This window comes from Variovorax boronicumulans, assembly GCF_009811375.1.
Classification (GTDB): domain Bacteria; phylum Pseudomonadota; class Gammaproteobacteria; order Burkholderiales; family Burkholderiaceae_C; genus Variovorax; species Variovorax boronicumulans.
The window spans coordinates 1,916,789-1,938,001 of sequence record NZ_BKDH01000001.1; the positions used below are offsets into that span (position 1 = coordinate 1,916,789).

Here is a 21,213-nt window from a genome sequence, read left to right on the forward strand (position 1 = left end):
CAGCACAAGAGGACCACGTTGACCACTGAACCCAATCCCACGCGCTTCGGCAGCGGCCAGGCGGTGCGCCGCCTCGAGGACGAAAGCCTGCTCGCAGGCGCCGGCCGTTACACCGACGACGTCACGCTCTCCGAGCAGGCGCATCTCGTCTTCCTTCGCTCCCCCTATCCGCATGCGCGCATCGTGTCCATCGACATGTCCGCGGCCGTCGGCATGCCCGGCGTGCTGCGCGTGATCACCGGGGCCGACCTGGCCGAGGCCGGCGTCAAGCCGATGCCCGGCGCGGCCGGCTTCAAGCGCGCGGACGGCAGCGACAGCGCCAGCCCGCCGCGCCGCGCCCTGGCGCACGAGCGCGCGCGCTTCGTCGGTGAACCGGTCGCGGCCGTCATTGCCGACACCGTGCAGCAGGCGCGCGATGCGGCCGAAGCCGTCATGGTCGACTACGAAGAGCTGCCGATGGTGGTCGACCTGCCGGGCGCGACCGCCGAAGGCGCGCCGCTCCTGTGCGAGGAGGCGACGGGCAACATCGCCGCCGAGATGCGCCACGGCAGCAGCGAAGCCGCCACCGCCGCGTTCGAGCGCGCCGCCCACGTGATCGCCCTGGACGTGAACAACCAGCGCGTGGTCGCGCTCACCATCGAGCCGCGCGCCGTGCTCGCCACGCACGACAGCAAGACCGACCGCCTCACGATCCGCATGAGCACCCAGATGCCGTCCGGCGTGCGCGATTCGGTCTGCGCGGCCATCGGCCTGGCGAAGGAAAAAGTGCGCGTGGTCGTGGGCGACGTCGGCGGCGGCTTCGGCATGAAGACCGGCGCCTATCCCGAGGACATCGCGGTCGCCTACGCCGCGCTGCAGGTGGGCCGGCCCGTGAAGTGGGTGGCCGACCGCAGCGAAGAATTCCTATCGAGCGCGCACGGCCGCGACATCGAGGCGCGCGCCGAAATGGCGCTGGACTCGGACGGCAAGATCCTGGCCCTGCGCATCAAGACGCTCGCCAACGTGGGCGCCTATGCCACCGGCACCGGCGTCGCGATCCAGCTGCTGATCGGCCCCTGGGTGCAGACCAGCGTCTACGACATCCAGACCATCGACTTCCATTTCAAGGCGGTGCTCACCAACACCGCGCCCACCGGCGCCTACCGCGGCGCGGGCCGGCCCGAGGCCATCTTCACCATCGAGCGCCTGATGGACGAGGCCGCGCGCCAGACCGGCATCGACCGCATCGCGCTGCGCCGGCGCAACTTCATCCGCCCCGAGCAGATGCCCTACAAGAACCCGATGGCGCAGACCTACGACACCGGCCAGTTCGAGTCGGTGATGGACCAGGCGCTTCAGCTGGCCGACTGGCAGGGCTTCGAGGCCCGCGCGGCCGAGTCCGCGGCGCGCGGCAAGCAACGCGGCCTGGGCATTGCCACCTTTCTCGAATGGACCGGCGGCAACGTGTTCGAAGAGCGCGTGACCGTCTCGGTGCAGGCCGACGGCGTGATCGAGGTGTTCTCGGCCGTCAACGCCATGGGGCAAGGCATCGCGACCTCGCTCGCGCAGCTGGCCGTCGATGCCTTCGGCGTGCCCATCGAGAAGGTGCGCGTGGTGCTCGGCGACACCGACCGCGGCGACGGTTTCGGCAGCGCCGGCTCGCGTTCGCTGTTCACCGGCGGCTCGGCCGTGCGCATCGGCGCCGAGCGCACCATCGACAAGGCGCGCGAACTCGCGGCGCAGGAGTTCGAGGCCTCCATCGACGACATCGTCTACAGCCGCGGCACCTTCATCGTGGCCGGCACCGACCTCGAGCTCGACCTGTTCACTCTGGCCGCCAAGCAGCCGGGGCGCGAGATCTTCGTCGACTCCACCAGCACCGTGGCCGGCCCGAGCTGGCCCAACGGTTGCCACATCTGCGAGATCGAACTCGACCCGCCCACCGGCGAGATCAGCGTCGTGGCCTACAGCTCGGTCAACGACGTGGGCCGCGTGGTCAACCCGATGATCGTGCGCGGCCAGCTCGAAGGCGGCGCGGTGCAGGGCATCGGCCAGGCGCTGTACGAGCAGGTGGTTTACGACAGTGAAACCGGCCAGCCCGTCACCGGCAGCCTCATGGACTACGCCGCGCCGCGCGCCGACATCGTCGACACCATGTTCCAGATGGAAATGGACGAATCGACGCCCTGCAAGAACAACCCGCTGGGCGTGAAGGGCGTGGGCGAGCTGGGCACCATCGGCGCCACGCCGGCCATCGTCAACGCGGTGGCGGACGCCTTCGCACGCAACGGCCTCGGCGCCCGCGCGCCCCGCCTGCACATGCCGCTGAGCCCGTCGCGCGTGTGGCAAGCGATGCAAACGATCGACTGAGCGCCACGGCCGGTGATCGAAGGGCGACGAAAGTCATCATGCGCGTCACCACCGAACTGCAGACCGACGCGATCCGCGTCTCGACCTACCGCTGCGACGCGGGCGTCGGCGCGGCGCCGTTCACCGAGATGCACGAGACGCACTCGGTCTCGTACGTGCGCAAGGGCAGCTTCGGCTGCCGCGCGCTCGGCCGCGATTACGAGCTGGTGGCCGGCGCGGTGCTGGTCGGCGCGCCGGGCGACGACTACGTCTGCACCCACGAGCACTTCGCCTGTGGCGACGAGTGCCTGTCGTTCCACTTCTCGCCGGGCTTCGTCGACCTGATCGGTGCCGACAGGCGCAGCTGGCATGCCTCGGCGTTGCCGCCGCTGCCCGAGCTCATGGTGCTGGGCGAACTCGCGCAGGTCGCGGTCGAAGGCGGCAGCGACGTGGGCCTGGACGAGCTGGGCATGGGCTTCGCCAGCCGTTTCCTCGACGTGGTGAAAGGGCGCGGCAAGCCCAAAGCGCCGCCGTCGGCCACACCACGCGACCGCCGCCGTGCGGTCGAGGCCGCAACATGGATCGAAGCCCACGCTGCAGGCGAGATCGGCCTGGAAGACGCGGCGGCCCAGGCTGGCCTGAGCGCCTTCCATTTCCTGCGCCTGTTCTCCCAGGTGCTGGGCGTCACGCCGCACCAGTACCTCGTGCGTTCCCGGCTGCGCCGCGCGGCGCGCCTGCTGGCGGACAGCGACCTTGCCGTGACCGAGGTCGCCCTCGAGGCCGGCTTTGCCGATCTGAGCAACTTCGTGCGCACCTTCCACCGCGCGGCCGGCGTGTCGCCGCGCGGTTTCCGGCTCGCTGCCAAGGGCGACCGCAAGATTTTCCAAGACCGCCTGGCCGCGCTGCTTCACGATGACCGCTTGATCCACCCTTCAAGCAGGAAGTCATCGCCATGTACGACCACATCGGACTGAAAGTCAAAGACCTCGCCGCGAGCCGGCGCTTCTACGAAGCCGCGCTCGCGCCGCTCGGCCACGTGCTGGGCTCCCACGACGACAGCTACGCGGGCCTCGGCCCGGCCGGCGAACCGGCGCTGTGGCTCTATGCCGCGAAAGGCGCCAAGGGCCCGGGCACGCACATCGCGTTCCGCGCACCCGACCACGCCGCCGTCGCCGCCTTCCACAAGGCCGGCTTGAAGGCCGGCGGCACCGACAACGGCGGCGCGGGGCCGCGCGCCGACTACAGCCCGACCTACTACGCGGCCTTCCTCATCGACCCCGACGGCAACAACGTCGAGGCCGTCTGTCCCTGACACGAAAGGCATCGACCCCATGGCCACCGTCTACAAGGAATTCATCGTCGAGGCTGACGCCGCGCAGGTGTGGAACGCGCTGCGCGACTTCGGCGCCGTGCACACGCGCCTGGCGCCGGGCTTTCTCACCGGCTGCGAGCTCGACGGGCAGGGCGCCCGCATCGTCCACTTTGCCAACGGCCTCGTGGCGCGCGAGCTGCTCGTGGCCCTCGACGAAGAGAACCGCCGGCTGGCCTACACCGTGACCGACGGCAAGGCCACGCACCACCACGCGTCGGCCCAGGTGTTCGCGCACGGCGAAGGCCGGTCGCGCTTCGTCTGGATCACCGATGTGCTGCCCGACGGGCTTGCGGCCTACGTCGAGCCCATGATGGCGCAGGGCGGCGCCGCCATGAAGAAGACGCTGGAGAAGTCCGACGAACGATGAGTACGCCCACAAGCCCTGCTGCGAGCGAGATCCTGGCGGTCGTGCAGCGCTACGCGCAGGCCTGGGCCGCGAACGACCTCAAGGCCATCGTCGACTGCTACCACGACGAGGTCGTCTTTCACTACTTCGGCCGCAGCCCGCTCGCGGGCACGCACCGGGGCAAGGCGGCCTGCCTCGCGGTGCTCAAGCAGGTCAAGGAGCGCACCAACCGCCGGCTGGTCGCGATCCGCGACGTGCTGGCCGGCGAGCATTTCGGGCTGATCGTCGCCGTCGAGCAGTTCGAGCACCAGGGGCGCCCGGTCGAGCTGGAACGCCAGCTGCGCTACGCCGTGAAGGACGGCAGGCTCAGCGAATGCTGGATCTACGACGAAGACCAGCGATGGGTCGACGAGGTGTTGTCGTCGCCCGCCGCTCAGAAGTCCTCGAGCGGCAGCCCCACGTAGTTTTCTGCCAGCGCGGTGGACGCCGCGCGCGAATGCACGAGGTAGTCGAGCTCGGCCTCCTGGATCTTCTGGCCGAAGGCGCCCGTCTCGGGAAAGCGGTGCATCAGCGAGGTGAACCACCACGAGAAGCGCTCGGCCTTCCAGACGCGGCGCAGGCACAGGTCGGAGTAGCGGTCCAGCGCCGAGGCCGACTTCTCGTTGTAGAAGATCTCCAGCGCGCGCGACAGGTACCCCACGTCGGCCGTCGCAAGGTTGAGCCCCTTGGCGCCGGTCGGCGGCACGATGTGCGCGGCGTCGCCGGCCAGGAACAGCGAGCCGAAGCGCATCGGCTCGGCCACGAAGCTGCGCAGCGGCGCAATGCTCTTTTCGAGCGAGGGGCCGGTCACCAGCCGTTCGCGCGCTTCGGGGTCCAGGCGCGCGCGCAGTTCGTTCCAGAAGGCCTCGTCGCTCCAGTTCTCCACCTTCTCTTCGGTCGGCACCTGCACGTAGTAGCGCGAGCGCGTGGCGCTGCGCATGCTGCACAGCGCAAAGCCACGCTCGGTGTTGGCGTAGATGAGTTCGTGCGAGACCGGCGGTACGTCGGCCAGCACGCCGAGCCAGCCGAAGGGGTAGACCTTCTCGTAGGTCTGGATCGCGTCGGCCGGCACGCTGGCGCGGCTCACGCCGTGGTAGCCGTCGCAGCCGGCGATGAAGTCGCACTCGATCTCGTGCGTCTGGCCGTCTTTCTCGTAGCGAACGCGCGGCTTGGCCGAATCGAAGTCGTGCAGGCTGACGTTGGCTGCGCTGTAGATCGTCGTGAGGCCTTCGGCCGTGCGCGCTTCCATCAGGTCGCGCGTCACCTCGGTCTGGCCGTACACCGTGACCTGCTTGCCGCCCGTGAGGCCGTGCATGTCGATGCGGTGGCGCGCGCCCTTGAACAGCAGCTCGATGCCGTCGTGCGGCAGGCCCTCGGCCTTGGCGCGGGTGTCGACGCCCGCGCGCGCCAGCAGGTCCATCGTGACCTGTTCGAGCACGCCGGCGCGGATGCGGCCCAGCACGTAGTCGCCGCTCTGGCGCTCCACGATGATGTTGTCGATGCCTGCCTTGTGCAGCAGCTGGCCGAGCAGAAGGCCGGCGGGGCCTGCGCCGATGATGGCGACCTGGGTGCGCATGTTCGTGTCTCCGAAAGGGTTTTGCCAAGCGTAGGGCGCGGGCGGCCGGTTGGGGCGGCGGCTGGAGAGGCTCTGTGCGATCATGCGAACGCGTGCGCGATGATCGCGCAACACTTCTTCAGCCGACCGATCCACGACGAACTCCCGACGACGAATGACCATCGCCCGCGCCGACTTCATCGAGGGCATCGCCAAGGGCATGGCGGTGCTCGAAAGCTTCGACACCGAGCGCCAGCGCCTGAACGCCACGCTGGCGGCCGAGCGCGCCGGCCTCACGCGCGCCGCCGCCCGGCGCCACCTGCTCACGCTGGCCCACCTGGGCTACCTGGAAACCGACGGCAGCTACTTCTGGATGGCGCCGAAGGTGCTGCGCTTCTCGGGCAGCTACCTGGCCTCGTCGCGCCTGCCGCGCGCGCTGCAGCCCACGCTGAACCGGCTCGCGGCGCAAACGGGCGAGTCGTTCTCGGCCGTGGTGCTCGACGGCGAAGAGGTGGTCATCGTCGCGCGCAGCGGCAGCTACGGTACGCCGACGCGCGTGCTGGCCTACGGCCTGCACCTGGGGGCGCGCCTGCCGGCCCACGCCACCTCGACCGGGCGCGTGCTGCTGGCCGCGATGGCCGCCACGCAGCTCACGCAGTGGCTCAAGGGCCGGCACCTGGCACGGCTCACGCCGAACACCCTCACCCAGGCGCGCGCGCTGCGCCAGCGCATCGCGCAGGTGCGCAAGGACGACTACTGCTTCGCCAGCGAAGAGCACGAACTCGGCGTGCAGGCGCTGGCGGTGCCGCTGCGGGACATGCAGGGGCACACGGTGGCGGCGCTCAATGTGGTGCTGTCGGGCACGCGCTACCAGGAAGAGACCTTGCAGCGCGAGATGCTGCCGCTGCTGTTCGAGGCGGCGCGCGAGGTGCGCTCCCTCCTGTGAACGCAGGCGCGCTGAACTTTCGGCACCGGCACGGCCTCGAATCCCCGAAACGGATACCACCATGCGACTCCTGCTTCTCGAAGACGACGTGATGATCGGCGAGGCCGTGCTTGACCTGTTGCGGGCCGAGCAGTACGCGGTCGATTGGGTCAAAGACGGCGACGCCGCCGAATCCGCATTGCGCACCCAGCAGTACGACCTCGTGCTGCTCGACCTGGGCGTGCCGCGCCGCGACGGCCTGGAAGTGCTGCGCGCCCTGCGTGCGCGCAAACAGCGCATGCCGGTGCTGATCGCCACCGCGCGCGACTCGGTGCAGCAGCGCATTGAAGGCCTCGATGCCGGCGCCGACGACTACGTGCTCAAGCCCTACGACCTCGACGAGCTGTTGGCCCGCATCCGCGCCTTGCTGCGGCGCGCGTCCGGGCGCGCCGAGCCGGTGTACGAGCACATGGGCGTGAGCATCAACCCCGCCACGCGCGAGGTCGCGGTGAACGGCGAGCCGGTGGTGCTGTCGGCGCGCGAGTGGGCCGTGCTCGAACCGCTGCTGGCCCGCCCGGGCATGGTGCTTTCGCGCGCCCAGCTCGAAGAAAAGCTCTACGGCTGGAAGGACGAGATCAGCAGCAACGCAGTCGAGGTCTACGTGCACGGCCTGCGCAAGAAGCTGGGCGCGGAGTTGATCCGCAACGTGCGCGGCGTCGGCTACATGGTGCCCAAGGCATGATGCGCCGCGTGATGCGATGGACCGGATCGCTGCGCGCGCGGCTGCTGGTGTTCCTGCTTGCGGCCATCGTGCTCGCGGCCGGCGCGCAGGCGCTGGTGGCCTATCGCACGGTGCTGAAAGAGGCCGACGACATCTTCGATTACCACATGCAGCAAATGGCGCTGTCGCTGCGCGCAGGCCTGCCGCCGAGCGCGGCCGTGGGCGGGCTCGGCGGCGCGGAGCAGAACTTCGATTTCGTGGTTCAGGTGTGGACCGTCGACGGCGTGCGCATCTTCGAATCGGCCGAAGAAGCCGCGCTGCCGCAGCTCGCCGTACTCGGCTTTGCCGACGTGCGCGCACGCGGCACGACCTACCGCGTGTTCTCGATGCAGACGCGCGGGCTGGTGATCCAGGTGGCGCAGGACATGGCGGCGCGCCGCCACATGGCGGGCTCGCTCGCGCTGCGCACCATCGTGCCCGTGGCGCTGATGGCGCCACTCCTGATGCTGGTCGTGTGGTGGGTGGTGAGCCTGTCGCTGGCGCCCGTGGCGCGCGTGCGCCGGCAGGTGGCATCGCGGCAGGCCGACGACCTCTCGCCCGTGAGCGAAGAGAACCTGCCCGAAGAAGTGCGTCCGCTGGTGCAGGAACTCAACCTGCTGTTCGGCCGCGTGCGCCATGCCTTCGACGCGCAGAAGCACTTCGTGGCGGATGCCGCGCATGAACTGCGTTCGCCGTTGGCGGCGTTGAAGCTGCAGGTGCAGGGCCTGCAGCGCGCGCCCGACGATGCGGCGCGCACGCTGGCCGTGAGCCGGCTGTCGGCCGGCATCGACCGTGCCACGCGCCTCGTCGAGCAGATGCTGGCGCTGGCCCGTCACGAGGCCAGCGTGGCCGCGGGCGCGAAGCCCGAGACGGTCGACCTGGCCGGGGTGGCGCGCCTGGCGATCTCCGATGCGGTGGCGGCCGCGCAGGCGCGCCGCATCGACATCGGCGTGGCGCAATCCGACGCGGGCGCGACCGTGAGCGGCCAGCCCGAGGCGCTGCGCATGCTGCTGCGCAACCTGATCGACAACGCCGTGAAGTACACGCCCGAAGGCGGGCGGGTCGACGTCGGCCTTGTGAAGCGCGCCGACGCGGTGGAGCTGCGCGTGGACGACAGCGGCCCCGGCCTGCCCGAGGCCGAGCGCGCGCGCGTGCTCGATCGCTTCTACCGCTCGGGCGAGCCGCAGGCGCCGGGCAGCGGGCTGGGGCTGGCCATCGTGAAGTCGATCGCCGACCTGCACGGCGCCACGGTGGCGCTGGACAAGTCCACGAGCCTCGGTGGGCTGTGCGTGCGGGTGACGTTCGCTCCCGCCAAAGAGTGAATTCCGCTTAAGCGACGCCTAAGTCAAGGCCGCGACATTCCTTTCACCGTGTTTGCGCTTCGGCGCAGGATTGAAAGGAATCGAAGAATGAAAACCGCCTTGACTTCCCCCCGTGCCCTCGTGATCGCGCTGGCCAGCGCCGGCGTGATCGGCGCCGTCGGCGCCGGGGCCTACACCAGCGCCCGTGCCGTGAATGCCCCGGCCACTACTGCCGCCGTGGCCGCGCCGGCCGCGATGGTCACCTTGCCCGACTTCTCGACCATCACCTCGCGCGACGGCCCCGCCGTGGTCAACATCAGCGTGACCGGCACCGAGAAGGCCCCGGACGACGACACGATGGCGCAGCTGCAGGGCATCGACCCCGACGATCCGATGTTCCAGTTCTTCCGCCACTTCCAGGGGCAGATGGGACCGCGCGGCCAGCAACAGCAGCAGCGCGCCGTGCCGGTGCGCTCGCAGGGCTCGGGCTTCATCGTGGACCCGAGCGGCATCATCATGACCAACGCCCACGTGGTGAAGGACGCGAAGGAGGTCACCGTCAAGCTGACCGACCGCCGCGAGTACCGCGCCAAGGTGCTGGGCGCCGATGCCAAGACCGACATCGCGGTGCTCAAGATCGACGCCAAGAACCTGCCGGTGCTCGCGCTGGGCAACACCAAGGACTTGAAGGTCGGCGAATGGGTGCTGGCCATCGGCTCGCCCTTCGGCTTCGAGAACACCGTGACGGCCGGCGTGGTGAGCGCCAAGGGCCGCTCGCTGCCCGACGACAGCTACGTGCCCTTCATCCAGACCGACGTGGCCGTGAACCCCGGCAACTCGGGCGGGCCGCTGCTCAATGCGCGCGGCGAGGTGGTCGGTATCAACTCGCAGATCTACAGCCGCAGCGGCGGCTACCAGGGCGTGTCGTTCGCCATCCCGATCGACGTGGCGGTGCAGGTGAAGGACCAGATCGTCGCCACCGGCAAGGCCACGCATGCGCGCCTGGGCGTCGCGGTGCAGGAGGTGAACCAGGCCTTCGCCGATTCGTTCAAGCTCGACAAGCCCGAGGGCGCGCTGGTCTCGAACATCGAGAAGGGCGGCCCCGGCGACCATGCCGGCCTGAAGGCGGGCGACGTGATCCGCAAGGTCGACGGCCAGGCGATCGTGTCGTCGGGTGACCTGCCGGCGGTCATCGGCCAGCAGGCGCCAGGCAAGAAGGTCACGCTCGAGGTGTGGCGCCAGGGCGAGCGCCAGGAGCTGCAGGCCAAGCTGGGCGACGCGAGCGACAAGCCGGCGCAGGTCGCCAAGGCCGACAACACGGCGGGGCAGGGCAAGCTCGGCCTGGCGCTGCGCCCGCTGCAGCCGCAGGAGCAGCGCGCAGCCTCGGTCGACGGCGGCCTGCTGATCGAGGACGTGGCCGGCCCGTCGGCGATGGCCGGGGTGCAGGCCGGCGACGTGCTGCTGGCCATCAACGGCACGCCGGCCAAGAGCCTGGAGCAGGTGCGCCAGGCGGTGGCCAAGGCCGACAAGTCGGTGGCGCTGTTGATCCAGCGCGGCGAGGACAAGATCTTCGTGCCGGTGCGCCTGGGCTGACCGGCCCGTGCGCGCCCAGAGCGCTCAGGGCAGCGCGCAGGGCCAGTCGAGCGACACGCGCGTGCCGCCGGCCTGCGCGTCGGCCCGCTCTATCTGCAGCCGCGCCCCGATGGCCTGCGCCCGCGAACGCATGTTCGCCAGGCCGTGGCCACCGGGGCGTTCGTTCGCCGGCAGCCCGCGGCCGTTGTCGGTGAGCACGATGCGCACCAGCGGCGGCGTCTGCTCGCCGTGCCAGCCCACATGCATCACGATGCGCGTGGCGCCCGCATGCTTCAGCACGTTGGTGAAGGCCTCGAGCAGGATGCGCTGCAGCTGCAGCGCGGCCTGCGCGGCAAAGGGCGCGAGCGTGGGGATGAGGGCGACGTCCCACACCAGCTCGATGCCGGCGGCGTCCAGCCGGGGCTGCAGGCGGTAGCGCAGCGTGGCCAGCACGGTGGTCAGGTCGTCGTGCATGGGCTGCAGCGAATCGACCGCCATGCGCATCTCGTCGAGCGCCAGCTTCACGTGCTCCTCGACCACGTCGCGGTCGGGCGCAGGCTGGTTCACCACGTTGAGCAGGCCCACGAGCTGCGAGCCCACGCCGTCGTGGATCTCCCGCATGATGCGCTGGCGCTCCAGCAGCACGGCCTGTTCTTCCTGCTGCTTGCGCACGGTTTCGAAGGCGCCGCGCAGCTGCTCTTCGCGCTCGGCCACGCGCGCGGCGAGGTTGGCATTGAGCGAGCGGTAGTCGGCCACGGTGCGGCTGTAGCGTTCCACCACGAGGCCGGCCAGGATCATCACGAAGAAGAAGATCGCGTGCGAGGTGAGCGTGTAGTAGGCGCCGCCGAACAGGCCCATGCGCACCAGCAGCAGGTCGTGCGCGCCGGCCAGGATGGCCAGCGTGCCCGCGGCCATCAGCACGCCCGCGATGCGCCGCCGCGCCACCAGTGCGCCGTGCACCACGTAGGGCAGGCAGATGGTGCTCGTGACCTGCAGGATCGCCAGCCCCGTGGTCCACAGCGCCGGCAGCGCGAAGGCGAAGGAGGCGCAGGCCAGCACCACCGAGAGCGCCAGCGCTCCGTAGATGGAGCGCACCAGCCACGGCGGGTTGCGGTCGAGCACCAGCAGCACGAAGCGCGCGATCAGCCCGATGTGGCAGGCATAGCAGACCGCCACCACGGCGCCCCACAGCGGCCAGGGCACGGGCCCTTCGGTCAGCACGCGGTCGAGGTTGCGCGCCACGCCCGAGAGCGCGGCCAGCGCGAAGCAGCCGTAGAGCGCATCGCGCTGGCGCAGCCACAGCCCGGCGGCCAAGCCGCCCATCAGCAGCAGGCTCACGGCGTAGACGATGGCCGAGGTGTTGCGCCAGTTCTGCTGCGAGCGGTGCAACGGGGCCAGGGAGGCCTCGGGGCCGTAGAGCACGCTGGCCAGCCCGCCGCCGCGCTGGCGCTGCATCGTGGCCTGGATGAGCAGCTCCTGCGGCTGGCCGTCGCCGCGCCGCAGCGCGGCGGCCAGCGGGATCAGCAGGTTGGCCTTGCCGGCGTCGTAGGCCGGGTCGCCGAGCACGCCGTAGTTGGCGACCAGCGCGCCGTTGAACCACACGGCGGCCTGGTTGCCCAGGCCCGACATCAGCAGCGCCTGGGCGTCGTCCGCGCGGGCGGCGTCCGGGGGCAGCACGATGCGGTAGCTGGCCTTGCCGCCGCGCCCCGGAAACTCGTGGTCCCAGCGAAAGGGCAGCGCCACCTGCCGCACCTGCATCGGCAGGCCGTCGGGTTCGAGGCTGGCTTCGGCCCAGTCCACGTCGGTGGTGCCCGGCGGGGTGGCGGCATGGGCGAAGGGTGCTGCGAGCACCAGCCACAGCAGCAGTTGCAGCACGGCTTGCATGCGGGAAAAGAAGGGGCGGCTCACGCGGCTAGGAAAGCCGGCCTGGAGGGCGGGTCGCCAACACGGCGTCCGAGGGTGGGGGCGCATCCAGCTTGCCGTAGATGTTTCTGATATGGGTTTGAACCGTCGATGCGGAGACTCCCATCTGCGCGCCGATTTCGGCATAGGTGAAACCACGAGACACCCGGTCGAGCACTTCGGCCTCGCGCGACGAGAGGTGCCCGGGCGCGCCGTCGGAGGCCTGCCAGCGGCGCAGCAGCTGCCGCGCGATGCCCGGCGGCAGCGGGGAGCCGCCGGCGCCCAGGTGGCGCAGGTGCGCCGCCAGGTCGGCCTCGGTGCCGTCCTTGAGCAGGTAGCCGCGCGCGCCGGCCTCGAAGGCCTGCACCATGTGGGTCTCGTCGCCGAAGATCGTCAGCACCATCACTGCGCAGGCCGGCTGCATGCGGCGGCACTGGCGGATCACCTGCAGGCCGGGATGGTCGGGCAGGCCGAGGTCGACCAGCAGCACGTCGACCGGGTTGTCCGTGAGCCAGTTCAGGATGTCGACCGCGTTCGAGGCGCTGAAGGCCAGCGCCAGCGCCGGGTCGGCGCCGATCACGCGGGCGATGCGCTCGCGCATGCCGCTGTCGTCCTCGACCACGGCGACCTGGGTGGCGGTCAGGGGCATGGCGGGCTTCCGCAGGCGAGACCGGGGCCGAGGCGCATGGGCAGATCCGTTTCCGTTCGGAGGTTGCAGGTGCCGCAAGCCTATCGGCCGGTATCGGGCGAGCCCATCCTATAGACGGGGGATGGAGGTACCCTGCCGGTGCGCGATGGTGTCCAGCCGTGTCGCGACGCGCGCCACGTGCTGCACCAGTTCGGGAGGCGATTCGATCTCGATGTCGTGGCCCAGGCAGCCCAGCCACACGGCCAGCGCGTCGAGCGAACTGGCGCCGGTGACGACGCGCGTGCGGCCCGCGTCGAGGGCCTCGGGCACGCCGCCCACCCAGCCCAGGTGCGGTTCCAGCGCCGCGAGCGGGGCATGCACGATCACGCGCGCGTGGTGCAGGTAGGGCGAGACCTTGAGCGCGTGTTCCATGTAGGCCTCGACGTCGCCCAGCGGCAGGCGGCGCGCGGTGAAGCGCGCACCCGTCGGTTCGGCGTCGACGATGCGGTCGAGGCGGAAGGTGCGCCAGTCCTGGCGCGCCGTGTCCCAGGCCAGCAGGTACCAGCGCTGGCCGGTCTGCACCACGCGGTGCGGCTCCACCGTGCGCGCCGTGGCCGTCTGGTGGTGGTCCTGGTAGCCGAAGCGCAGCTCGCGCCGCTCGGTGCAGGCCTCGGCGAACATCGACACCGCCTTCACGCGCACGCCCGACTTGCTGCGCATCACCGGCACCACCGAGGCGCGCACGCTGCCCAGGCGGCGCTGCAGGCGCGGCGGCATCAACTGGTCGAGCTTGGCGAGGGCGCGCATCGAGGCGTTGCCGATGTCGCCTTCGCCCGTGCCGGCATGGCCGAGCGCCAGCGCCACCGCAATGGCTTCCTCGTCTTCCAGCAGCAGCGGCGGCAGGGCGCTGCCCGCACCCAGCCGGTAGCCGCCGGCCACGCCCGAGGTGGAGTCGACCGTGTAGCCGAGGCTGCGCAGCCGGTCGACGTCGCGGCGCAGCGTGCGCTCGGTGATCTCCAGGCGCTCGGCCAGGGCGGCACCGGTCCAGGCGCGCTGGGCCTGGAACAGCGCGAGCAGGCGAAGCAGGCGGGCGGAAGCGGACAGCATGGGCCGCATCATGCCTGCGATCGAGGACAGAATCTGTCCGCAATGGGTCGTAGCCTTGGGTTTCCTCCACTCGTTTCCACGGACACCGACCATGAAGAAGACCTATCACGGCAGCTGCCATTGCGGCAAGGTGCGCTTCCAGGCGCTCATCGATCTCGCCGCGGGCACCGGCAAGTGCAACTGCTCGATCTGCATGAAATCGCGCGGCTGGGGCGCCATCGTCAAGCCGACCGACTTCACGCTGCTGTCGGGCGAAGAAGACCTGTCGAGCTACCAGTTCGGCTCGTTCAGCGCCGAGCACCTGTTCTGCCGCCATTGCGGCGTCAAGTCCTTCGGGCGCGGCAACGTGCCGGAGATCGGCGGTGCGTACGTCAGCGTGAACGTCGCCTGCCTGGACGACGCGACGCTCGAAGAGCTGTCCACCGCGCCGGTGCGCTACATGGACGGGCGCCACAACAACTGGTTCGAGGTGCCGGCGGAGGTGCGCTATCTCTGAGATGACCGATGGCCCCACGCTTTCGGCTGAGAATGCCCGTTGCTTCACCTGCTGCGAACGACACCAATGAACGACGAACTCGAAGCCCGCATCCGCTCGGGCCAGGCGCTGTCCGAATCGATGGGCAACTTCCACGTGACCGGCTGGGACGCCGAGCACAAGACGCTGAAGGCCGCCTTCACCGTGCGGCGCGAGTACTGCCACACGAACGGCACGATCGCCCAGGGCGGCTTCATCACGGCATGGCTCGACGCGGCCATGGCCCATGCGGTCATGCACGACACGGAGCAGGCGCAGACGGTCTTCAGCCTGGAGATCAAGGTGAGCTTCTACGAGAAGGTCGGTCCTGGCGAAGGCCGCGTCGAGGGGCGCGTGATCCGGCGCGGGAAGCGCGTGGCGTTCCTCGAAGCGGCGCTCTACAACCCCGATGGGAAGCTGGCCGCAGAGGCCACATCGACCGGGATACTGGCGAGCCTCTAGGCCTGCCCGACCTGGGCCTGTATCTCGCGGATCACCGCTTCCTTTTCACGGTTGTAGACCTGCGGGTTGGCCGGGTCGATGCCGTGGGCGCGGTCCTTGGCTTCTTCGTACTTCCTGCGCAGGTCCGGGCGCCGGTCGAGCACTTCCATGAAGGCCAGCGAGTCCACGTGCACCGGGTCGCCGCGATGGCAGATGTGCAGGTTGAGGTTGAACCTGCGCCCGCCGTGCAGCACGGACGCGCAGACGTAGGGCTTCTCGTCCGTGTCGACCCACACGGGGCGGCGGTGAAATCCGAGGGCCTCGAATTCCGACTGGGCCGTGCGCAGGTTCTCGCGCTGCGTGATCGCCGCGATGTCGACCATCGGCTTGCCCCGCAAACCGACGATGGCCGTGCTCCCGATGTGCACGAGTTCCACGCCCTCGAGCTGCGCCTGCACGTGGCGCTGCACCTGCGCGAACACCTCGGCGTACGCCGGGTCGTAGGGCAGGATGTGGCGCTGGTCCAGGCTCTCGTCGAAGGCGAGGAGTTTCATCGCACGATGCGCGCGAGCCAGGCCAGCAGCACGGCCACGACTTCGTCGCGGTTGGTCTCGTTGAGCGTCTCGTGGCGCGCACCGCCGAACACATGGCACGACACGTCGCGCAGGCCGGCCTCGCGGTAGCGCTGCACCAGCGGGTAGAACCACTCGGCCTTGTTGCTGACCGGGTCCTGGTCGCCGGTGAACAGGTACAGCGGCAGCTCGGGCCGGATGCGCGTCTGCATCGCGGCGGGCGTGAGTTCGCCGAGGCTGGCGAACATGGAGCCCATGCCTTCGGCCGACACGGTGAAGCCGCACAGCGGGTCGGCGATGTAGGCATCGACCTGGGCCGGATCGCGGCTGAGCCAGTCGAAGGGCGTGCGCACGTCGGGCAGCGCGGCGTTCATGTCTTCGAGACGGAAGCCGCTTTGCAGCGCGCCGCCCAGCAGGTCGAGCGCCGTGGTGCCCGACAGCACCGCGCCCGACAGCAGTTCGCTGTGGCGGACCAGGTAGTACTGCGTGGCGAACGAGCCCATGCTGTGGCCGACGAGGACCAGCGGCAGCCCGGGGTGCTCGGCGCGTGCGTGGCGGCTGAGCAGCGCCATGTCCTCCACGAGACCGGCGAATCCGCGCGGGCCGAACTCGCCGAGTTCGTCGCGCGCGGCGGCGCCGGGGCCATGGCCGCGGTGCTCGTTCGCGTAGACGACGTAGCCGGCCTGCGTGAGCGCGTCGGCCAGCGGCCGGTAGCGCAGCGAATGCTCGCCCATGCCATGCGCCAGCTGCACGATGGCGCGCGGCGCGGTGCCCTGCCAGCGGTGGGCCTCCACCGGATGGCCGTCGTTGGCGGTCAGTTCGAAGTGGGTCTCGGTGCTCGGCATGCGGGGTCCTTCAGGGAAGTGGACTTGCATCCTAATCGTTGGCAGCCCGCAGCATGGCCTTGCGCAGCCACGCCTGCGCCGGGTCCTTGTCGGTCACCGCGCGCCAGGCCATCCGCAACTGGTAGCTCGGGCTGTCGAAGGGCAGGGGCTCGCAGCGCAGGCCGCTTTGCGCCGACAGCGCCAGCGCCACGTGCTCGGGCACCGTGGCCAGCAGGTCGGTGCCGGCGAGCACGGCGGGCAGGCTGCCGAACTGCGGCACCGAGAAGAGCACGTCGCGCTGGCGTCCGAGTTCGCCCAGCGTTTCGTCGACGGTGCCGCACAGGTCGCCGGCGTAGGTCACGAGCAGGTGGCGCCGGCGGCAGTAGTCGTCGAGCGACAGCTTGCCGGGCGCGGTGTCGGCGCGGAGCACGGCAAAGCGCGCGGTGCGGACCTTGCGCACCTTCGCATCGGCGGGCAGGTCTTTCAGGAAGGACATCACCGCGCTGACACGGCCCTGGTCGAGGTAGCGCATGGCGTTGCGGTAGCAGACGGTGAGCGTCACCAGTTTGGCGCCGGGCACTTCGGTGCTCAGGGCGCGCAGCAGGCGGGGCAGCATCGCGATCTGCAGGTCATCGGTCAGGCCGATGCGGAACACCGGCGCGGCGCGCGCCGGCTCGAAGTCGGCCTGCGCACGGAACGTGGCCTCGATCTGCGCGAGCGCGGGGCCCAGGCCCTGCATCAGGGCGAGCGCCCGTGCGGTGGGTTCCATCACGCGGCCCTGGCGCACCAGCAGCGGATCGCCCGTGAGATCGCGCAGTCGCGCGAGCGCATGGCTCACCGCGGGCTGGCCGAGGTTCAGCCGCTCGGCAGCGCGGCTGACGTGGCGCTCGCGCATGAGCGCGGCCAGCACGGTGAGCAGGTTCAGGTCGATGCGGTTGAGTTCGATGGGTTTCATCGGGGTCCTGGCGTTATCGATGGTGCGCATAGCGACTATCCCGCGAATCGATTTCCTTGATGACGCCGCGGCCTCTAGATTGAAGCCATCGGTCATTCAAGAAAGAAGGAGAGTTGTCATGAGCAGGATGGTTCGCTTCCACGCATTCGGTGGTGCCGAGGTTCTGAGGCTCGAAGAGGTCGCGGTGCCCGCGCCGGGCATTGGCGAGGTGCGCATCGCGGTGCAGGCCATCGGCCTGAACCGGGCCGACGCGTTGTGGCGCGAGAACCTGTACATCGAAGACGCGACGTTGCCGGCGGGGCTGGGCAACGAAGCCGCCGGCGTCATCGAGGCCGTGGGCGAGGGCGTCGAAGGGCTGCGCGTGGGCGACCGGGTCGCGGTGCTGCCGGGGGCGAGCCAGGGGCTGTATCCGACCTACGGCGACCGCATCCTCTTTCCGGCCGCGCACGTGGTGCGGTATCCCGCCAACCTGTCGGCCGCGCAGGCTGCGGGCGCCTACATGGCGTATCTCACGGGCTACTTCCCGATGTTCGAGATGGCACGGCTGCAGCGCGGCCAGGTGATGCTCGTCACCGGGGCGTCATCGGGCACCGGCATCGCAGCGCTGCAGATGGCGCGCGCGGCGGGCATCGCCGCCATCGCGGTCACGCGCACGGTCGCCAAGCGCGACGCGCTGCGGGAAGCGGGCGCTGCGCATGTGGTCGTGACGGACGACGAAGACGTGGTCGAGCGCGTGCTGGCGCTCACCGAAGGCCGTGGTGTCGACCTGGTGTACGACGGCGTGGGCGGCGCGCAGGTCGAGCGGCTCGGCGACGTGGTCGCGCAAGGCGGCTGGTATGTGCTGTACGGCTTGTCGGGCGGCGCCGAATTCAAGTTTCCGGTGATTGCGCAGTTCCGCAAGAGCTGGCGCTTCCACGTCTACAAGGTGCTGGAGCACACGGGTGCCGCCACCATGGGGTTGCCTCGCGACAAGGGCGCATTGGGCCGCGCGCTGGCCTTCATCGATGCAGGCCTTGCCGATGGCTCGCTGCACGTGCGCATCGACCGGAGCTTCGCGCTCGACGACGTGGTGCAGGCCCATCGCTACCTCGAGCGCGCCGGGCACATCGGCAAGGTCGTGCTCGAGGTCTGACCGGCGCTCAGGCGGCGGACGTCAGCCGGTACCAGGCCACCCCGTCGTCGGCGACGTCGCACGCGATCTCGCCACGGTGGCGCAGGTAGTTGAGGCAGGCCAGACTTTCACCGGTGGCCATGCCCAGCAACGGCACGTCGGATTCGGCGATGCTGCGCGCGAACAGGCTCGTGAACACATCGACCGCGCGCTTCGGCGTTTTCAATGCATTGCGCAAGCGGTCGAGCGAGCGCTCTTGCCCGTGCTGCAGCCGGTCGATGCGCGCATGCAGGCCGCGGAAGCACTCGTTGTGCGACGGCAGCACCAGCACGTCGTCGGGCACTTCGCGCTTGAGCTTGGCGAGCGACGCGAGCCAGTCGGCCATCGGGTCGGCGTCGGGTTCGACGGGCGAGACCGACACGTTGGACGAGATGCGCGGCAGGATCTGGTCGCCCGAGATCAGCACCTTCAGGTCGGGGCAGTACAGGCACGCATGCTCGGGCGAATGGCCGTTGCCGGTGACGACGCGCCAGTCGTGCGCGCCGATGCGCAGCACCTCGCCGTCGCGAAGACGCCGGAAGCTGTCGGGCAGCGGGTGGATGTGCTTGCCGAAGTTGCCGAAGCGCGTGCGGTAGGTCTCGATGGCCGCCTCGCCCCAGCCGGCGCGACGGTAGAAGGCGATGGCATCGTCGGGCGCTTCGCGGCCGGTGTCGGACACCATCACGCGGCACATGAGGTATTCGGAGCGGGTCATCCACAGCCGCACGCCGAACTTGCGCGTGAGCCAGCCGGCCATGCCGACGTGGTCGGGGTGCATGTGCGTCACGAAGACGCGGGTGAGGCCGCGCGTGTCCGGCGAATTGGTGAACAGCTCGCGCCAGACCGCCACCGTTTCCTCGGTGCGCACGCCGGTGTCCACCACGGCCCAGCCGTCGCCGTCGTCCAGCGCCCACAGGTTGATGTGGTCGAGCGAATAGGGCAGCGGCATGCGGATCCAGTGGACCCCGTCGGCGACCTCGATCGACTTGCCGCGTGGCGGAAGTTCCGCAAAGGGATAAACGAGCTTGCCCTTGGCTGCTTCCGCCGACTCTTCCAAACCATCCATCGTGTTTCACCTCCAGAGGGTGAATTGTGAACCCGGTCGATATCCGGACCGGGTCGCGTCGAAGACGATGGACGGCCGCGCTTACTTGCGGCGCGGGCGGGCGGCGCCCGGCGCCGAGGTCTGCGACGGGGCGGCGCCGCCGTCCACGCCCAGCCGGCCACCGCCGCCCAGGCCCTGGCCGCGCACCGTCTGCGCCTTGTAGTTGCGCAGCGAACGGACCATCTGGTTGAAGGCGTCCATGAAGGCCGCCGCGATCACCTTGCCCTGTGCGGTGTTGGTGTAGCCGCCGATGCCGCCGGCACCGCCGCGGCCACCGAGGCCGCCGAAGCCCGCGAAGTCGGTCTTGGAGGCGCTGCCTTCGGCCGCAGCCACCTGCACGCCCGAGCGGTTGTCGATGAGCGTCAGCAGCGCGCTGGCTTCCTTGGTCTGCAGGCTGGCGCCGACAGCCGCGATGGCGCGGCCACGGCCGCCGCCCACGAGACCGCCGAGCGCGCCGCCGATGCCGCCGGCGTCGTTGTTGCTGAACACGATCTCGGGCGACAGGCCGTAGTCGGAAGCCACCATCTGGCCGCGGCCGAAGTTGCTGCCGCCGCGCATCTCGCCCGATTGCATCAGCGCGCGCTCGCGCGTCATGGCGTTCATGCCGGCCGCGCCGCGCTCGACCACCACGAAGCAGTTCGACTGCTGCACCAGCAGGCGCAGCAGGTTGGCCGTGGGCGGCAGGCGGTATTCACCGGTGAGGATGGTGTACCAGCCGGCATTGACGTTCTCGATCAGCGAGACGGTACCGAGCGGCGAGTCGCAGCGTTCGAGCTGGCTGCTCTCGCCCGAGGTGGCGCCGCCGGCGGCGCTGCCCGTGGCCGTGGTCTTGGCCGCCGGAGCGCCCATCTGCATGTCCATGGTCTGGCAACCGGAAAGCGCGAGCAGGCCCGCGAGTGCGCTGGCGAGAGAGAGTTTGGAAAAAGGCATGTCCCTGTCCATCAAATGAAAACAATGTGGCGTCCGCCCCACCGGCGGGCGCCGCGCCCGCGCGACGATACGGGCCGCCCGATGCGCGGGCCAGTGTCGAAAGTCACACGGTCAGGAACATTTGTGGCGCTTGTCGGGGCTTGGTTACAGTCCGAACTCCATTCGCAGGAGTTTTCAGATGGCCACAAAGAAGAGGAATATCGTGGGAGAAGCCGCCGTCGAGCTGACGACGCAACAGGTGGCGCAGGCCCTGGCCATTGCCGGGGCGTCGGGCTACAGCGGCAGCGCCGATCCGTCGTTCGTGGGGGCGGTGCTGGTGGCGCTGGCGGTCAACACGAGTTCCGTCAGCGCGACCATCGACAGCGCGAAGAGTAGGGGCCCCGGCGTCGCCGGCGTGCTGCAGCACTGACCGGCCGGCGGGGCGCCGGCCTCCGGCCTGAACCGACGCACTTTCAGGTCGTGTAGTCGCCGCTGGCTTCCGGCTGGAACAGCACGGCGATCACGCGCGCGCTGTGTTCGCCGCCGCCGGGCGTCTTCCAGCGCGCGACCGCGCCGGTCTTCTGGCCGAGCAGGCCGATGCCGACGGGCGAGAACACCGAGATGAAGCCCGTGGTCGGGTTCGCATCGGCGGGATAGCAGATCACGATCTTCTGCCGCTGTCCGGCGGGCAGGTCTTCGATTTCCACCTGGGTGTACATCGTCACGATGTCCGAGGGCATTTCCCGTGACGGAAGGATGTCGGCTGTGTCGAGCAGATCGACCAGGGCCGGGGGAAGCGGCGTGTCCGCGAATTTGCTGAGACGGACGTAATCGAGTTCGGTGAGCGTGCGCTCCCCGTGAACGGTTGAAAGCATGAAGCACTCCAGATGAACGCAACCCGCCTTTCC

General features: G+C 69.9%; 23 protein-coding genes. 13 read left to right on the forward strand and 10 right to left on the reverse strand.

Annotation, left to right across the window (positions count from 1 at the left end; genetic code table 11):
* Nucleotides 1-18 precede the first annotated feature (18 nt).
* Genes VHAB30_RS08680 through VHAB30_RS08700 form a run of 5 tightly spaced genes read left to right on the forward strand, consistent with a single transcriptional unit; the run spans nucleotide 19 to nucleotide 4,510 of the window.
* The gene (locus VHAB30_RS08680; protein WP_159276669.1) at nucleotides 19-2,349 is read left to right on the forward strand and encodes a xanthine dehydrogenase family protein molybdopterin-binding subunit; all 2,331 of its coding nucleotides are present in this window, start codon (nucleotides 19-21) and stop codon (nucleotides 2,347-2,349) included.
* Between the two features lie 38 nt (nucleotides 2,350-2,387).
* Complete coding sequence (locus VHAB30_RS08685; RefSeq protein WP_159276671.1) at nucleotides 2,388-3,302, forward strand: helix-turn-helix domain-containing protein; 915 nt, start codon at nucleotides 2,388-2,390, stop codon at nucleotides 3,300-3,302.
* Nucleotides 3,281-3,640 carry a VOC family protein gene (locus tag VHAB30_RS08690; RefSeq protein WP_159276673.1) on the forward strand — a complete coding sequence of 120 codons (360 nt, stop codon included), beginning with the start codon at nucleotides 3,281-3,283 and terminating at the stop codon, nucleotides 3,638-3,640. The genes VHAB30_RS08685 and VHAB30_RS08690 overlap by 22 nt, the downstream gene beginning before the upstream one ends.
* 19 nt (nucleotides 3,641-3,659) lie before the next feature.
* Nucleotides 3,660-4,067: an SRPBCC family protein gene (locus VHAB30_RS08695; protein WP_159276675.1), complete on the forward strand. Its 408-nt coding sequence runs from the start codon at nucleotides 3,660-3,662 to the stop codon at nucleotides 4,065-4,067.
* Nucleotides 4,064-4,510, forward strand: a complete 447-nt coding sequence (locus tag VHAB30_RS08700; protein WP_159276677.1) for a nuclear transport factor 2 family protein — start codon at nucleotides 4,064-4,066, stop codon at nucleotides 4,508-4,510. The genes VHAB30_RS08695 and VHAB30_RS08700 overlap by 4 nt, the downstream gene beginning before the upstream one ends.
* Here VHAB30_RS08700 and pobA read toward each other — a convergent pair.
* Nucleotides 4,480-5,661: a 4-hydroxybenzoate 3-monooxygenase gene (gene pobA / locus VHAB30_RS08705; RefSeq protein ID WP_095950239.1), complete on the reverse strand. Its 1,182-nt coding sequence runs from the start codon at nucleotides 5,659-5,661 to the stop codon at nucleotides 4,480-4,482. The two genes, VHAB30_RS08700 and pobA, sit on opposite strands and share 31 nt — an antisense overlap.
* Before the next feature lie 154 nt (nucleotides 5,662-5,815).
* Here pobA and VHAB30_RS08710 point away from each other — a divergent pair, with 154 nt between their 5' ends.
* The 4 genes from VHAB30_RS08710 to VHAB30_RS08725 all read left to right on the forward strand — a co-directional run bounded on the left by VHAB30_RS08710 (nucleotide 5,816) and on the right by VHAB30_RS08725 (nucleotide 10,219).
* A complete protein-coding gene (locus tag VHAB30_RS08710; protein ID WP_159276679.1) occupies nucleotides 5,816-6,586 on the forward strand; it encodes an IclR family transcriptional regulator domain-containing protein in 771 nt (256 codons plus the stop codon).
* Nucleotides 6,587-6,647: 61 nt separating this feature from the next.
* Nucleotides 6,648-7,307 carry a response regulator gene (locus tag VHAB30_RS08715; RefSeq protein WP_062478105.1) on the forward strand — a complete coding sequence of 220 codons (660 nt, stop codon included), beginning with the start codon at nucleotides 6,648-6,650 and terminating at the stop codon, nucleotides 7,305-7,307.
* 11 nt (nucleotides 7,308-7,318) lie between these two features.
* A complete protein-coding gene (locus tag VHAB30_RS08720) occupies nucleotides 7,319-8,647 on the forward strand; it encodes an ATP-binding protein (protein ID WP_235926522.1) in 1,329 nt (442 codons plus the stop codon).
* Between the two features lie 87 nt (nucleotides 8,648-8,734).
* Nucleotides 8,735-10,219: a Do family serine endopeptidase gene (locus VHAB30_RS08725; protein ID WP_159276681.1), complete on the forward strand. Its 1,485-nt coding sequence runs from the start codon at nucleotides 8,735-8,737 to the stop codon at nucleotides 10,217-10,219.
* Between the two features lie 24 nt (nucleotides 10,220-10,243).
* Here the strand turns inward: VHAB30_RS08725 and VHAB30_RS08730 are convergent, their stop codons facing one another.
* From VHAB30_RS08730 to VHAB30_RS08740, 3 genes are all read right to left on the reverse strand, one after another.
* Entirely contained in the window at nucleotides 10,244-12,082 is a 1,839-nt protein-coding gene (locus tag VHAB30_RS08730) for a sensor histidine kinase (protein ID WP_159276683.1), read from the reverse strand.
* A 28-nt stretch (nucleotides 12,083-12,110) separates the two neighbouring features.
* Nucleotides 12,111-12,749, reverse strand: coding sequence for a response regulator (locus tag VHAB30_RS08735; protein ID WP_159276685.1), 639 nt, complete (start codon nucleotides 12,747-12,749; stop codon nucleotides 12,111-12,113).
* Nucleotides 12,750-12,857: 108 nt separating this feature from the next.
* The gene (locus tag VHAB30_RS08740) at nucleotides 12,858-13,835 is read right to left on the reverse strand and encodes a helix-turn-helix transcriptional regulator (RefSeq protein WP_174250217.1); all 978 of its coding nucleotides are present in this window, start codon (nucleotides 13,833-13,835) and stop codon (nucleotides 12,858-12,860) included.
* 91 nt (nucleotides 13,836-13,926) lie between these two features.
* On the opposite strand from VHAB30_RS08740, the gene VHAB30_RS08745 reads away from it, so the two are divergent.
* Nucleotides 13,927-14,331: a GFA family protein gene (locus tag VHAB30_RS08745; RefSeq protein ID WP_062478114.1), complete on the forward strand. Its 405-nt coding sequence runs from the start codon at nucleotides 13,927-13,929 to the stop codon at nucleotides 14,329-14,331.
* A 66-nt stretch (nucleotides 14,332-14,397) separates the two neighbouring features.
* Entirely contained in the window at nucleotides 14,398-14,811 is a 414-nt protein-coding gene (locus tag VHAB30_RS08750) for a PaaI family thioesterase (RefSeq protein WP_062478117.1), read from the forward strand.
* Here VHAB30_RS08750 and VHAB30_RS08755 read toward each other — a convergent pair.
* From VHAB30_RS08755 to VHAB30_RS08765, 3 genes are read right to left on the reverse strand one after another with little or no spacing between them, the layout of a single operon-like run.
* The gene (locus VHAB30_RS08755; RefSeq protein WP_159276687.1) at nucleotides 14,808-15,344 is read right to left on the reverse strand and encodes a GrpB family protein; all 537 of its coding nucleotides are present in this window, start codon (nucleotides 15,342-15,344) and stop codon (nucleotides 14,808-14,810) included. The two genes, VHAB30_RS08750 and VHAB30_RS08755, sit on opposite strands and share 4 nt — an antisense overlap.
* A complete protein-coding gene (locus VHAB30_RS08760) occupies nucleotides 15,341-16,207 on the reverse strand; it encodes an alpha/beta fold hydrolase (RefSeq protein ID WP_159276690.1) in 867 nt (288 codons plus the stop codon). Before VHAB30_RS08760 ends, VHAB30_RS08755 begins: the two co-directional genes overlap by 4 nt.
* 31 nt (nucleotides 16,208-16,238) lie before the next feature.
* On the reverse strand, nucleotides 16,239-17,141 hold the full coding sequence (locus VHAB30_RS08765) for a LysR family transcriptional regulator (protein WP_159276692.1): 903 nt from the start codon (nucleotides 17,139-17,141) through the stop codon (nucleotides 16,239-16,241).
* A gap of 118 nt (nucleotides 17,142-17,259) precedes the next feature.
* Here VHAB30_RS08765 and VHAB30_RS08770 point away from each other — a divergent pair, with 118 nt between their 5' ends.
* A complete protein-coding gene (locus VHAB30_RS08770) occupies nucleotides 17,260-18,273 on the forward strand; it encodes a zinc-dependent alcohol dehydrogenase family protein (protein ID WP_159276694.1) in 1,014 nt (337 codons plus the stop codon).
* 7 nt (nucleotides 18,274-18,280) lie between these two features.
* Here the strand turns inward: VHAB30_RS08770 and VHAB30_RS08775 are convergent, their stop codons facing one another.
* Entirely contained in the window at nucleotides 18,281-19,357 is a 1,077-nt protein-coding gene (locus tag VHAB30_RS08775) for an MBL fold metallo-hydrolase (protein WP_159276696.1), read from the reverse strand.
* An 81-nt stretch (nucleotides 19,358-19,438) separates the two neighbouring features.
* Complete coding sequence (locus VHAB30_RS08780; protein ID WP_095950180.1) at nucleotides 19,439-20,326, reverse strand: CsgG/HfaB family protein; 888 nt, start codon at nucleotides 20,324-20,326, stop codon at nucleotides 19,439-19,441.
* Between the two features lie 178 nt (nucleotides 20,327-20,504).
* Here VHAB30_RS08780 and VHAB30_RS08785 point away from each other — a divergent pair, with 178 nt between their 5' ends.
* On the forward strand, nucleotides 20,505-20,735 hold the full coding sequence (locus tag VHAB30_RS08785; RefSeq protein ID WP_062472430.1) for a hypothetical protein: 231 nt from the start codon (nucleotides 20,505-20,507) through the stop codon (nucleotides 20,733-20,735).
* A 43-nt stretch (nucleotides 20,736-20,778) separates the two neighbouring features.
* Here the strand turns inward: VHAB30_RS08785 and VHAB30_RS08790 are convergent, their stop codons facing one another.
* On the reverse strand, nucleotides 20,779-21,180 hold the full coding sequence (locus tag VHAB30_RS08790) for a GreA/GreB family elongation factor (RefSeq protein WP_062472433.1): 402 nt from the start codon (nucleotides 21,178-21,180) through the stop codon (nucleotides 20,779-20,781).
* Nucleotides 21,181-21,213 lie beyond the last annotated feature (33 nt).

Coding starts and splice junctions, on each gene's coding strand:
- VHAB30_RS08685 (WP_159276671.1), top strand. CDS start 2,388: ATGCGCGTCACCACCGAACTGCAGACCGACGCGATCCGCGTCTCGACC.
- VHAB30_RS08690 (WP_159276673.1), top strand. CDS start 3,281: ATGTACGACCACATCGGACTGAAAGTCAAAGACCTCGCCGCGAGCCGG.
- VHAB30_RS08695 (WP_159276675.1), top strand. CDS start 3,660: ATGGCCACCGTCTACAAGGAATTCATCGTCGAGGCTGACGCCGCGCAG.
- VHAB30_RS08700 (WP_159276677.1), top strand. CDS start 4,064: ATGAGTACGCCCACAAGCCCTGCTGCGAGCGAGATCCTGGCGGTCGTG.
- pobA (WP_095950239.1), bottom strand. CDS start 5,661: ATGCGCACCCAGGTCGCCATCATCGGCGCAGGCCCCGCCGGCCTTCTG.
- VHAB30_RS08710 (WP_159276679.1), top strand. CDS start 5,816: ATGACCATCGCCCGCGCCGACTTCATCGAGGGCATCGCCAAGGGCATG.
- VHAB30_RS08715 (WP_062478105.1), top strand. CDS start 6,648: ATGCGACTCCTGCTTCTCGAAGACGACGTGATGATCGGCGAGGCCGTG.
- VHAB30_RS08720 (WP_235926522.1), top strand. CDS start 7,319: ATGCGATGGACCGGATCGCTGCGCGCGCGGCTGCTGGTGTTCCTGCTT.
- VHAB30_RS08725 (WP_159276681.1), top strand. CDS start 8,735: ATGAAAACCGCCTTGACTTCCCCCCGTGCCCTCGTGATCGCGCTGGCC.
- VHAB30_RS08730 (WP_159276683.1), bottom strand. CDS start 12,082: ATGCAAGCCGTGCTGCAACTGCTGCTGTGGCTGGTGCTCGCAGCACCC.
- VHAB30_RS08735 (WP_159276685.1), bottom strand. CDS start 12,749: ATGCCCCTGACCGCCACCCAGGTCGCCGTGGTCGAGGACGACAGCGGC.
- VHAB30_RS08740 (WP_174250217.1), bottom strand. CDS start 13,835: ATGCTGTCCGCTTCCGCCCGCCTGCTTCGCCTGCTCGCGCTGTTCCAG.
- VHAB30_RS08745 (WP_062478114.1), top strand. CDS start 13,927: ATGAAGAAGACCTATCACGGCAGCTGCCATTGCGGCAAGGTGCGCTTC.
- VHAB30_RS08750 (WP_062478117.1), top strand. CDS start 14,398: ATGAACGACGAACTCGAAGCCCGCATCCGCTCGGGCCAGGCGCTGTCC.
- VHAB30_RS08755 (WP_159276687.1), bottom strand. CDS start 15,344: ATGAAACTCCTCGCCTTCGACGAGAGCCTGGACCAGCGCCACATCCTG.
- VHAB30_RS08760 (WP_159276690.1), bottom strand. CDS start 16,207: ATGCCGAGCACCGAGACCCACTTCGAACTGACCGCCAACGACGGCCAT.
- VHAB30_RS08765 (WP_159276692.1), bottom strand. CDS start 17,141: ATGAAACCCATCGAACTCAACCGCATCGACCTGAACCTGCTCACCGTG.
- VHAB30_RS08770 (WP_159276694.1), top strand. CDS start 17,260: ATGAGCAGGATGGTTCGCTTCCACGCATTCGGTGGTGCCGAGGTTCTG.
- VHAB30_RS08775 (WP_159276696.1), bottom strand. CDS start 19,357: ATGGATGGTTTGGAAGAGTCGGCGGAAGCAGCCAAGGGCAAGCTCGTT.
- VHAB30_RS08780 (WP_095950180.1), bottom strand. CDS start 20,326: ATGCCTTTTTCCAAACTCTCTCTCGCCAGCGCACTCGCGGGCCTGCTC.
- VHAB30_RS08785 (WP_062472430.1), top strand. CDS start 20,505: ATGGCCACAAAGAAGAGGAATATCGTGGGAGAAGCCGCCGTCGAGCTG.
- VHAB30_RS08790 (WP_062472433.1), bottom strand. CDS start 21,180: ATGCTTTCAACCGTTCACGGGGAGCGCACGCTCACCGAACTCGATTAC.